Origin of the sequence: Anaerococcus jeddahensis, from assembly GCF_001182725.1 — a bacterium.
Classification (GTDB): domain Bacteria; phylum Bacillota; class Clostridia; order Tissierellales; family Peptoniphilaceae; genus Anaerococcus; species Anaerococcus jeddahensis.
This window is the reverse complement of record NZ_CWHU01000005.1, coordinates 210,756-221,876: the sequence shown is the minus strand read 5'-3', so window position 1 is coordinate 221,876 and position 11,121 is coordinate 210,756. Positions and strand designations below refer to the sequence as shown.

Genomic DNA, 11,121 nt, shown 5'->3' with positions numbered 1-11,121 from the left:
CTTATGACCTTTTATGTATTTTTCGGGCTTTTTTATATTAAAACAAGCCTTTTTTACATAAATAAAAAATCTCGCTAAATTAGAATTCTAGCAATTGTTTATTATATCACTACATGCTAGTAAGTGTCAAATAATTTAGGAGATTTTTAAAATTAATTTTCATCTCTATATAATTTTTACTTACTATATATTTTTTTATAATTTTGTCAAATCAACTTAGTCTATATAATTTGTTTTTATTTGGTGATTTTTTCCTTTTAATTCTTCTTTTGCATATCCTAAGATAAGACCGTGAACTGGGTAGAAATTTTCCTCAAGATTTAATTTTTTGATAAATTTTGCATTTTTATCAAATCTTTCAAACATTCCTCTTATATAGCAAGATCCTATTTCAAGATCTGTTGCTTTTAGGGACATATTTTCAATTATACAAGCTGTATCTTCAAGTCTTGTTACGTGTCCGTCTTTGGCTGAAATTATTATTAAATAAGGAGCTGAATAAATTGGATTTGCTTTTGGATCATTTGCGACTTCTCTTGCCTCTTCTAAAATTTCTTTTATAAAATCCTTATTTGTAATCACAGTTATTGCCATATTTTCATATAAGCTTCTTCCAACTGGAGCTTTTGTTCCTGCTTTTACAATTTTTTCCAAATTTTCTCTTTCAATTTTTTTGTCTAAAAATTTTCTTGTCGATACTCTTTTGTCTATCACTTTATCAAATTCCATAATATCTCCCTTCTTTTCTTTATTATACTATAAATAATTTAATCAAAAATCTTTTTTCGAATTAACTATATTTTATATGGTTGTGGTATAATTAATTTAAATAGGAGGATTTGATGAAGAAAATCAGTAAGTTTTTTTTATGTTTGGGAGCAATTTATTATTTATTTTTAAGCTTAGCTCTTTTTTTGGCAAGTTTATTTTCCATGTTCGTTGATGAGAAATATGTTTTTGCTATTTTTGATTTGTTGGGTTTTTCCAATATATCTCTTTCTATAATTAAGCCTATTTTATTTGTGATGCTATTTTTACTTTTTATATTAATTGCATCAATAGACAGAAAGATTTTTAAATCAATTAAAAACGGGAAATATTTTTTGTTTAATATTTTCACAGGATTTTTCTTTATTTTTCTTTCTATTATAGGTCATGTTTTTTTGAGGGATAAAATTTTTATAGTTGCTTATGTTTTTAATGTGATTTTAATTATTGGATCAATGATTGCACTTAATGAAAAAAGCAAAGTATATTATAAGGAAGAAAACTCAGATGAAAAACCATCTGAAAAAATTGTTACTTTTCATGATTTAAAAAATCAAAAAAATATTGAATACGAAAATGAAAAAGTAATTGATGATGAAGTTATCATAGATGAAGATATTGAAGATGATACATCTAATGATGATATTGAAATTATTGAAGTTAATAATATCGATGAGTCTAAAGATAAATTAAATTTAGATCAAGATGGTGAAAAAGAATAAGTAAATTTAATAAAAAAGTTACAATAGAAAAGTAAGCCTAAGCCTTACTTTTTTTTGAAATTATTATGAAAGGGTTTTTATGAACGAAAAATATTTAAATCTTCTTAGAGAAAATTATCCAAGTAGGACTCATTTGGTTGATGAATTAATTGGTTTAAACGCAAAATTATATCTTCCAAAGGGAACTGAGTACTTTTTTTCTGATCTTCACGGGGAAGCCAAGGCTTTTGTTCATCTTTTAAGGTCAGCTGCTGGTAATATTAGGGATAAAACTAGCCAATATTTTGGTGATACTCTTATTAAAAAAGATCAAGACGATCTTGCAAGTTTAATTTATAATCCTGAAATTGAGCTTGTAAGATTAAAGGAAGAAAATATTATTGATGATGATTGGTACACAATCAATATTCACAGGCTTGTTAATTTGTTTAGGTTTGTTTCTACCAAATATCCAAAAGATACGGTAAAAGAAAAATTTCCTACAAATTATAAGGAAATTATCGATGAGCTTTTGTATACCAATGATTCTGAATTTAATAAAAAACTTTATTATGAAAAAATAATTGAAAATATCATTAGATATAAGGCTGCCGATGATTTTATTATTGTTTTATCTTCCCTAATCCAAAGAATTTCTGTCGATAGCCTCCACATAGTTGGGGATATTTACGACAGAGGTCCTGAGCCTCATGTTATTATGGATGAGTTGATTGCCTTTCCTAATGTTGATATTCAATGGGGAAATCACGATCTTGCCTGGATGGGAGCTGTAAGTGGAAACAAGGCTTTGATTGCAGCTTGCCTTTGTAATGCTTTTTCCTACAACAATTTTGACTTTATAGAAGAAGGTTATGGAATAAATTTAAGGCCACTTTATGAATTTTCTATGAAAACTTATAGGGATGATCCTTGTGAGAGATTTATGCCAAAAATTTTTGAAGAGAATATTTACGATAAGGTCAACAAGGATGTTGCTGCAAAAATGTTTAAGGCCATGAGCATCATTAGGTTTAAACTAGATAGTAAACTTCTTGAAAGAAATCCAGAATTTAATATGGATGATAGAGATGCTTTAAAACACATTAATTTTGATGACATGGCCTATAAAGGAGCAAAACTCCTTGATACAAATTTCCCAACTATAGACCCAAAAGATCCTAGTAAATTAAGCTACGAGGAAGAATTTATAATTAATACCCTCCAAAAAGAATTTTCAAAAAATCTTCTTTTAAATAAGCACATCAAATTTATGTATACAAACGGAGCAATGTATAAAAAATCCAATGGGTCTCTCTTATTTCACGGTTGTATACCAATGGATGAGGATGGAAATTTCCAAGAAGTAAAAATCAAAGGAAAATCCTACAAGGGCCGTGCAATGCTTGATATTTTTGATAAGCTTGCAAGAGATGCTTATTTTTCAAAAAATCCAAAGGAAAAAGAATTTGCCCAAGATGTTTGCTGGTATTTGGTTTGTGGCAAAAAATCTCCAATTTTTGGCAAAAGTCAATATTCATATTTCGAAAATTTATTAGTCGATGATAAGAGCTTAAAATATGAAAAAATGAATCCTTATTATGATTTAAACAAAAAAGAAGAAATTTGCGATAAAATTTTGGATGAATTTGATTTAAAATGCGAAAGAAGAAGAATTATAAACGGCCACGTTCCAGTTAAGGTCAAAGAAGGCAAAAAACCTGTAAGGGCAAATGGAAAATTGTATGTAATTGACGGTGGAATTTCAAAAACCTACCAAAAAAAGACAGGCATTGCAGGCTATACTTTGATGTATAACTCCCACCACGTTGCCCTTGCCGAGCACGTTTCCTATTCACATATTAGGGATAATATGGGAGCCTACACCCCAAAAATTTATGAAACTGAAAAACTAATTCCAAGAATGCTAATAAAAGACACAGACGAGGGTGAAACAATTAGGACAAGAATAGAAGTTTTAAAAGAGACTCTCGATCTGATTGATAATGGGAAAAATATTTCAAATAAATAAAAAAAATCTTCAAGTTTTGCTTGAAGATTTTTTTTATTTATTATTTTTACTTTTCTTTGTTGCAAAGAAATATGCAATTCCTGCAAGGATTAAAACTACAAGAACAATTCCTACAGATTTTACTCCTGTTCTTACAAAAGAACGGCTTTTCTTTGTTCCAGTTCCTTTTGGAACTGCAACTTGTCTTGTTACCTTGTTTAATTTGCCTTGTTTTTGATTTTCTTCTATAGCTTTTTCAATTTCAGATTTTAATTTACTTATACTTTCTAGATTAGAATCTTCCTTGTTAGGCAATTCATTTATTAATTTAGCAAATTTTTCTTGATCTTCGCCTGATAATTTATCTTTATTTTTATCAAAATATTCAATGAGTTTTTTATGTTCATCTACAAATTTATTTCCGTCAAGATTACTTTTAGATGAATTATAAACACTAACCAAATCATCTACATTATTAACTTCTTCTTTTTTTTCAAGATTTTTATAAGCAGATTTCGCATTTTCTAAGCTAGCATCAAATTTTTCTTTTAATTCTTTGCCTGCTTTTTTGTAAAGATAAGAGTTTTTTACACTTTCTTCTTCGTCAATTATATCTCTAAGCTTTGAAAGATTTTTAAGTCTATTTTCTTCCTTAACTTTTGCATTATAATCTTCAACTTTTTTATTCAAACTATTGATTGCTTTTTCTATATCATCAAGCTTTGATTTTTCATCATCTAAAACTGCTTTTTCTGCTTTTAAATCAAGACCAGAGTTTTTATATTTATCTAGACCTTCTTTTAAAATCTTTTTAGATTCAGCTAATTCTTTATTGTAATTTTCAATATTTGATTTGATAGTCTTGAGCTTATTTATTTGTGTTTCGTAATCTTTATAAGTTTCATCTGAATCTTTGTAAGCTTTAACTTCTTTCTTCAAATCATCAGACAAGGAAGCAACATTTAATTTTAAAACTTCGTCCTTTAATTCATTATACTCATAGGATAATTTTATTTTTTCTATTTCTTTAACAATTTCATCTGATTTTTCTTTTTCTAAATTTTCTACAGACAAATTTTCTAATAATTCTTTATAATTATCTTGATCGTCTTTTTCAAATTTTTTAAAAACATCAGAATCCATAAATTTCTTAGCTTGATCTATATATTCTTCTAATGTTATTTCTTCTTTTTCAGTATTTTCTTCTACAGCATAAGCTACATTAATATTACTTGAAACCAGGCTATTGATTGGAGCGAATGCCAAAGATAATCCAAGTCCCAAAATTAAAATTTTACTATTTTTTTTCATAATTCCCCTCTCCTGTTTAACTTCAATAATTATTATATCAAAATTTTTAAAAAAATTGTAGTTTTTATCAAATTTATCTTAAAGAAAATATATGTTATCATATATGAAGAAAGAATAAAAAAGAAAGGAATAATATGCAAGACTTACATTTACACTCAAATTTTTCTTTTGATTCAAACACAAATCCAGAAGAAAATATAAAATCAGCCATAAAAAATAATATAAAAATAATGGCCTTTACAGACCATATGGACAATTTTTGCCAAAATTCTAGAGATATATCCTTTGACCTTGAAAAATATTTCTCTACTATATATATGCTTAGGGAAAAATATAAAAATAAAATTAAAATTTTAGCAGGTATTGAAGTAGGTATAGCCTATGAAAATGCGGATAAAATAAATGAATTTATTGAAAAAAATCCCTTTGATTTTGTAATTGGATCAATCCATGCAGTTAAATTTGAAGATGTTTGGTCAAATAGAAAAAATATAGAAAAAAATCCAGAATATTATTATAGAAAATATTATAAGTATATGCTAGATTCTGTAAGATCCTGCAAAAACTTCTCAGTTTTGGGCCATATTGATTATATTGATAGATACCTTGAAGATAAATCAGTAATACCAGATTTTTCATTTTATGAGGACTTGATAGAAGAAATTTTAAAAGAATTAATAAAAACAAAAAGAGGTTTTGAATATAATACAGCAGGATTTAGAAATAATTTAACACATGCTAACCCAAAAGATAAAATTTTAGAAAAATACAAAAATCTTGGAGGAAAAACAATAACTCTAGGTTCAGATTCCCATTTTCCAGATACAATTTCCTACAAAATTGATGAAGGAATAAAACACTTAAAAGAGATAGGCTTTGACCATATTTCATATTTTGAAAATAAAGAAGAAAAAATAATAGAAATTTAAAAGGCTTATAAAGAGCCTCAGAGCGTAGACAAAGTATGAATGTAGATAATATTTTATTTTAAGATAAAAATTACGCTACGTACCATCTCGACTAGATAAATGTGCATTGATTTTGCACATTTATCCCTAAAATTAAGTGCGAAAGCACGGAGACATTTGCTAAGCAAACGTGTTTTAGTGTGAGTGAAACGAACGCATGGGGAGATCTCATGAGATTTCTCCGCTCACTACGTTCGGTCGAAATGGAATTTCTTTAGTTTGTCAACAGTCTAGGGCTCGTAAAGAGCCTTTATTCATACATTTTTTTATAAGAAGAAACATCTCCCCTGTGGGTTACTATATTGTAACCTGCTTTTTTTATTCTTAGTTCCAAACAATTTCTACATTCTGCCGCCTCATCTCCCGTGCAAATTTTATTATCATATAAGGAATAAAGTTCTCTATAAGATGTTGGGGACAAATTTGGCATTAGGACATTTGCTCCCGCCTTTAGGCCTTCTTCCCTTCCAAAGGGATTTATCGTTCCAAGAGCGGTTGTTGCTGGAATCAAACAATAAGGAAACATTAATCTTAAGATAGAAACAAGTCTTAAAGTTTTTTTGTAGGATCCATTTTCCATATTTTTAAATGGAGTATCGTGCTGGGATAAATATGGGCCTATTCCTATCATGTCCGGTTTTAATTTTTGTAAAAATCTCAAATCTGAAATTAAATCTTCATCTGTTTGATAAGGAGATCCCACCATAAAGCCTCCCCCAACTTGAAAACCAATTTCTTTTAAATCAAAAAGAGCTCTTCTTCTATTTTCAAAAGACATTTCTTTAGGATGGATTTTATAATAATGATCTTTGTTTGAAGTTTCTTCTCTTAATAAAAACCTATCTGCGCCAGCTTCAAAAAATGACTTGTAAGATTTTTTTGATCTTTCTCCAATAGATAAGGTAATGGCACAATCAGGATGAATTTTTTTTATTTCTTCTACAATTTTACAAATATCTTCATCTTTATAAGTTAAATCTTCCCCACCTTGGAGTACGAAAGTTCTGTAACCTAATTTGTAACCAATTTTTGCACACATAATAATTTCATCAAAAGAAAGCCTATATCTTTTTACATTTGAATTTGATTTTCTTATCCCACAATAATAGCAATTATTTTTGCAATAATTTGTAAATTCAATGAGGCCTCTGACAAAAACATCTTTTCCATAAATTTCTTGTCTTACAGCATCAGCTTTTTTCGCCAGACATTCGTTGTATGCGTCATCTTTTAAAAATTTTAAAAGCTCCTTATCAGAAAAATTTTCAGCTTTTACAAATCCCATTATCTATCCTCTCCTTTTCGTATTCATCTATTATAACAAAAAAAATACTATAAGAAAAATTTAGAAATTTAAATTTTTTTATTTTTCTTCATATTTTCTACACAATCATAAGATATTATAATGCTTGTAAAAACGAGTTGTAAATATTTTGTAACTATTGTTACGAAATAGAAAATAATTTTAGAAAATAACTAGTTAATAGTTACAATAAATTAAAAAATTACATATAAGGAGTAATCATTATGACAAATTTTAAAAAATACGCTCTAGCAGCGGCAATCGTACTACCGACAATTTTCACAGCATCAAATAAATCAGAAGCTGCAGTTGCAGTTAAAGATGCAAACAAAGCAAATGCAGTTAACGTTAGAGAAGCTGCTGGTACAGATTCAAATATTATCGGAGGAATCAACAACAATAAAGCTTACGAAGTTATTGAAAATAACAATGGTTGGTTAAAAATTAATTTTAACGGAAAAGAAGCTTTTGTTTATGGAGATTTATTCAACGTAACTGAAGAAGTTAAGGTTGTAAGCCCAGCTAACTTAAGAAGTGCTGACAATTTAAATTCAGAAATTTACCAAGTTCTTCAAGCAGGAAATGTTGTTGAAGTTAAATCTATAGCAAACAATGGATTCGTAAAAGTTTCTTTTGAAGGAAAAGAAGGATATGTTTACAGCAGTCTTTTAGATCTTTCTCAACACATTGTAAATAATGCTTTAGGTCAAGTTGCAAGCGCTAATCAACAAGCTCAAGCTCCAGCTGCACAAGCTCAAGCTCAAGCTCAAAATTATCAAGCACCTGCACAAACTTACCAAGCTCCAGCACAAACATACCAAGCACCAGCTCAATCATACACAGCTAATAATTCATCAGCTAAACAAATTATTGCTCAAAGAGAATCTGGTGGATCATACAATGCTAGAAATGGTCAATACATTGGAAAATATCAATTATCTTCAGCTTATTTAAATGGAGATTATTCACCAGCTAACCAAGAAAGAGTTGCTGATCAATATGTAGCTCAAAGATATGGTTCATGGGACAATGCTTTAGCATTCTGGAACAACAATGGTTGGTACTAAAATTAAATAAATTTTAAATTTAAAACTTCAAGCGTAATTGCTTGAAGTTTTTTTGTTGGAATATGATTTTAAAAAAATATTTTTTAATTTATTTCAAAGTTTTATTAAATTACAGGCTAGGTGTAATAATGAGATCTCTCGACTTCGCTCGAGATGGGTTTACTTCGCAATTTTTTCCGTGCTTATGAAAACTCATTTACTACGTAAATTCATCCGTGCTCTCGCACTAGTTTTAGGGATAAATATGCCAAATCAAGGCATATTTATCTGCTCGATATGGGGTTTACTTCGGTTTGGTTTTTCATTTTTATAATTTGATAAATCAGCAATTATTTTTTATTTTCGAATTTTATTAATTACAAGCTAAGTCTAATAAGAAATCTCTCGACACTAAAACCCATTTGCTTCGCAAATTTTTCCGTGCTCTCGCACTAGTTTTAGGGATAAATATGCCAAATCAAGGCATATTTATCTGCTCAAGATGGGGTTTACTTCGGTTTGGTTTGTTTTTTTCTAATTTATTTTATTAGCAGTTATTTTTATTTCAAATTTTATTTATTAAATGCTTAAGTTCTCTCGACTATACTTGATAGGATTTCTTCGTTTTATTTGTTTTTTATAGGTCAAAAAATCCTTTTTCGTATTTTTTTATTACTTTTTTGTACAAAAATATTATTGTTAGTGTTATTAAGACCATTACAAATAAAAATACAAAATAAATATTTGTAAATTTATAAATAATATAAGTTATGACTCCTACTATTATTAAGACAAATCCTTCTATCAAAAAATATCCAATATTTTGTGATGAGCCTTTTGTTAGATCTCTCTCTTTTTCCCAGTGGATATTTATTGCGTTTGCGTCCATCAAAAGACCCTGCAATGATGAAATAAGGCTTGATAGGCTAAATCCTATAAAAATAGAAATACTTGCCAAAATATTTATTTTTGTAATAAGGCTTAAAACAATACAAATAGATAAATTTATAATAAAATTTATTGTATTAATTGAAAGAGCCCTTGCCATTACATTATCTTTTGGACTTATTGGCAGCGTCAAAGTTTGGTACAAAGTCTTTCCTTCTCTTGATAGGGATGAATTTATTCCTATGTCATTTCCTGATACAAAAAATCTGAAGGCAAAAGATCCCAAAATTATAAATAAATATATTTCTTTGTTTTTTAAATTCACTCCTTTTATTAATTCAAAAAGTCCACTTGACCCAAATCCCCACACAATTGTAAGCATTATTATTGATGATAGGACTGGAAAAAGATAGACTGGATTTTTTATAATTGTTTTAATATCTTTTTTGTAAATGGCATGGATGGTTGATGATTTTTTGTAGGAAATATTTTTACTTTTTTTGTGAATTTTAATCTGTTCATTTCCTGTAAGCGAATCAAGGTAGATTTTTGATGCAAGCTTTGCAAGTATAAATAAAATTATAAAGCTATATAAATACAAGGAAAAGCTATACAAGAAAAAATCTAGTGTATTTCCGCTCAAACTTTTTCCATATAATCTTGTATGGAAAAACAAAAACGAAACTTTACCTGAATGTTTTACAAATATTTTCATCAAATTTGAAATTAAATCACTTGACCTTCCATCTTTTGTAAAGGCATAAAAATATATAAAACCAAGTCCAAATAATGCAAATCCATAGCCTATAAATTTAAATGTTGTTTTGTAATTTCTTATATTTGAAAATCTCATAATTAACATTATAGGAATTGAAATAATTGCAACTGATGTTACAAATATTGGAAAAACGTTTATTATTTGTCCAAAAAATCTTATAAAAGAAAAGCCCATATTAAATAAATAGACTCCTATCATCAAAATATAAAAATAAAAAATTTCAAATTTTGATAAAATTATTGCCAAAAATTTTGATAAATAAATTTCTTCATCTTTTATTGGCATGGTCATCAAAATATTTATGTCCTTACTTTTAGTATAATCTGAAACTAAATCCACAGCAGAGCCTATAAGCACAAACAAACTTATTATTAATGATGCTGATGTAAAATATGAAAATTCATCATTTTTTGTTAAATAGGTAAAAGCCAAAAAAGCGAAAGTTCCAAGACCAACAGCTGTATAAAAACCATACATCAAAAGAAGGTATAAAATTCTTAGAGTATAGTCATTTGGAAGTCCATAAACTTTTGTTCCTGGAATATACTGAGAAATTTCTTCCTTGAAATTTTTCATAAAAATCCTTTTCAATCTTTTATTTTTCATCTGTAAGCTCCAAAAATAATTCTTCCAAGGACTTATCTTCATTAAGATTTTCCCTGATTTCATCAAGCCTTCCTTGGGCAACAATTTTTCCCTTAGAAATTATAGCAATTCTATCGCAAATATTTTCAGCAACTTCCATAATATGGGTTGAAAAGAAAACCATTTTTCCATCATCCCTTCTCTCTCTCATTATTTTTTTAAGATTAAAAGAAGATTTTGGATCAAGTCCTACCATTGGCTCATCCAAAATCAAAAGGTCTGGATCGTGAATAAGAGATGAAATTATAGCAAGTTTTTGCTTCATTCCATGAGAAAAAGAAGAAATCAAATCCGCCATAGCCTCTCTTATATCAAAATAATCAAGATAAGTATTGAGCCTTTCATCTCTAGTTTTTTCATCAATACCATAAATATCTGCCACAAAATTTATGTACTCAACTGCCGTAAATTTATCAAATAAATCAGGATTATCTGCAAGATAGGAAAATTTATTTTTGTATAAAAGTGGATCATCTTCAAGTCTTATCCCATCAATTTTTATCTCACCCTTGCTTTTTTTAATTAATCCAACAATAGCCTTTATAGTTGTAGATTTTCCAGCACCATTTGGACCCAAAAAGCCAAATATTTCTCCATTATTTACAGTAAATGAAATATTATCAACAGCAAGCTTGCCATTTTTATATTTTTTTGTAAAATTTTTAACTTCAAGCATAAGCCCTCCTTGTATAGTAACTTATTTTA

Annotated in this window: 9 protein-coding genes; 4 read left to right on the top strand and 5 right to left on the bottom strand. The window is 28.1% G+C overall.

The genetic code is table 11. The features are described 5' to 3' along the window. Positions 1–216: 216 nt before the first annotated feature. Complete coding sequence (locus BN2087_RS04175) at positions 217–729, bottom strand: nitroreductase family protein (protein WP_049690605.1); 513 nt, start codon at positions 727–729, stop codon at positions 217–219. Between the two features lie 113 nt (positions 730–842). Here BN2087_RS04175 and BN2087_RS04170 point away from each other — a divergent pair, with 113 nt between their 5' ends. Then, positions 843–1,490, top strand: coding sequence for a hypothetical protein (locus BN2087_RS04170; protein ID WP_049690604.1), 648 nt, complete (start codon positions 843–845; stop codon positions 1,488–1,490). A 79-nt stretch (positions 1,491–1,569) separates the two neighbouring features. Beyond that, positions 1,570–3,498 (top strand): fructose-bisphosphatase class III, encoded by a 1,929-nt coding sequence (locus tag BN2087_RS04165; RefSeq protein ID WP_049690603.1) that lies wholly within the window; start codon positions 1,570–1,572, stop codon positions 3,496–3,498. 33 nt (positions 3,499–3,531) lie between these two features. On the opposite strand, the gene BN2087_RS04160 is transcribed toward BN2087_RS04165, so the two are convergent. After that, on the bottom strand, positions 3,532–4,788 hold the full coding sequence (locus tag BN2087_RS04160; protein ID WP_049690602.1) for a hypothetical protein: 1,257 nt from the start codon (positions 4,786–4,788) through the stop codon (positions 3,532–3,534). Between the two features lie 134 nt (positions 4,789–4,922). Between BN2087_RS04160 and BN2087_RS04155 the strand changes: the two genes are divergently transcribed. Then, a complete protein-coding gene (locus BN2087_RS04155) occupies positions 4,923–5,717 on the top strand; it encodes a histidinol-phosphatase HisJ family protein (RefSeq protein WP_049690601.1) in 795 nt (264 codons plus the stop codon). Positions 5,718–6,006: 289 nt separating this feature from the next. Here the strand turns inward: BN2087_RS04155 and hydE are convergent, their stop codons facing one another. Beyond that, positions 6,007–7,041, bottom strand: a complete 1,035-nt coding sequence (hydE, locus tag BN2087_RS04150; protein ID WP_049690600.1) for a [FeFe] hydrogenase H-cluster radical SAM maturase HydE — start codon at positions 7,039–7,041, stop codon at positions 6,007–6,009. A gap of 242 nt (positions 7,042–7,283) precedes the next feature. On the opposite strand from hydE, the gene BN2087_RS04145 reads away from it, so the two are divergent. Further along, entirely contained in the window at positions 7,284–8,126 is an 843-nt protein-coding gene (locus BN2087_RS04145) for an aggregation-promoting factor C-terminal-like domain-containing protein (protein ID WP_049690599.1), read from the top strand. A gap of 616 nt (positions 8,127–8,742) precedes the next feature. Here BN2087_RS04145 and BN2087_RS04140 read toward each other — a convergent pair. Both BN2087_RS04140 and BN2087_RS04135 read right to left on the bottom strand, forming a co-directional pair. Continuing rightward, positions 8,743–10,377 (bottom strand): hypothetical protein, encoded by a 1,635-nt coding sequence (locus BN2087_RS04140; protein WP_049690598.1) that lies wholly within the window; start codon positions 10,375–10,377, stop codon positions 8,743–8,745. After that, complete coding sequence (locus tag BN2087_RS04135; protein ID WP_049690597.1) at positions 10,367–11,092, bottom strand: ABC transporter ATP-binding protein; 726 nt, start codon at positions 11,090–11,092, stop codon at positions 10,367–10,369. Before BN2087_RS04135 ends, BN2087_RS04140 begins: the two co-directional genes overlap by 11 nt. Positions 11,093–11,121 lie beyond the last annotated feature (29 nt).

Bases quoted from the DNA above. Each gene is read 5' to 3' on its own strand.
- BN2087_RS04140 (WP_049690598.1), bottom strand. From the start codon at position 10,377: ATGAAAAATAAAAGATTGAAAAGGATTTTTATGAAAAATTTCAAGGAA.
- BN2087_RS04160 (WP_049690602.1), bottom strand. From the start codon at position 4,788: ATGAAAAAAAATAGTAAAATTTTAATTTTGGGACTTGGATTATCTTTG.
- hydE (WP_049690600.1), bottom strand. From the start codon at position 7,041: ATGGGATTTGTAAAAGCTGAAAATTTTTCTGATAAGGAGCTTTTAAAA.
- BN2087_RS04135 (WP_049690597.1), bottom strand. From the start codon at position 11,092: ATGCTTGAAGTTAAAAATTTTACAAAAAAATATAAAAATGGCAAGCTT.
- BN2087_RS04155 (WP_049690601.1), top strand. From the start codon at position 4,923: ATGCAAGACTTACATTTACACTCAAATTTTTCTTTTGATTCAAACACA.
- BN2087_RS04165 (WP_049690603.1), top strand. From the start codon at position 1,570: ATGAACGAAAAATATTTAAATCTTCTTAGAGAAAATTATCCAAGTAGG.
- BN2087_RS04175 (WP_049690605.1), bottom strand. From the start codon at position 729: ATGGAATTTGATAAAGTGATAGACAAAAGAGTATCGACAAGAAAATTT.
- BN2087_RS04170 (WP_049690604.1), top strand. From the start codon at position 843: ATGAAGAAAATCAGTAAGTTTTTTTTATGTTTGGGAGCAATTTATTAT.
- BN2087_RS04145 (WP_049690599.1), top strand. From the start codon at position 7,284: ATGACAAATTTTAAAAAATACGCTCTAGCAGCGGCAATCGTACTACCG.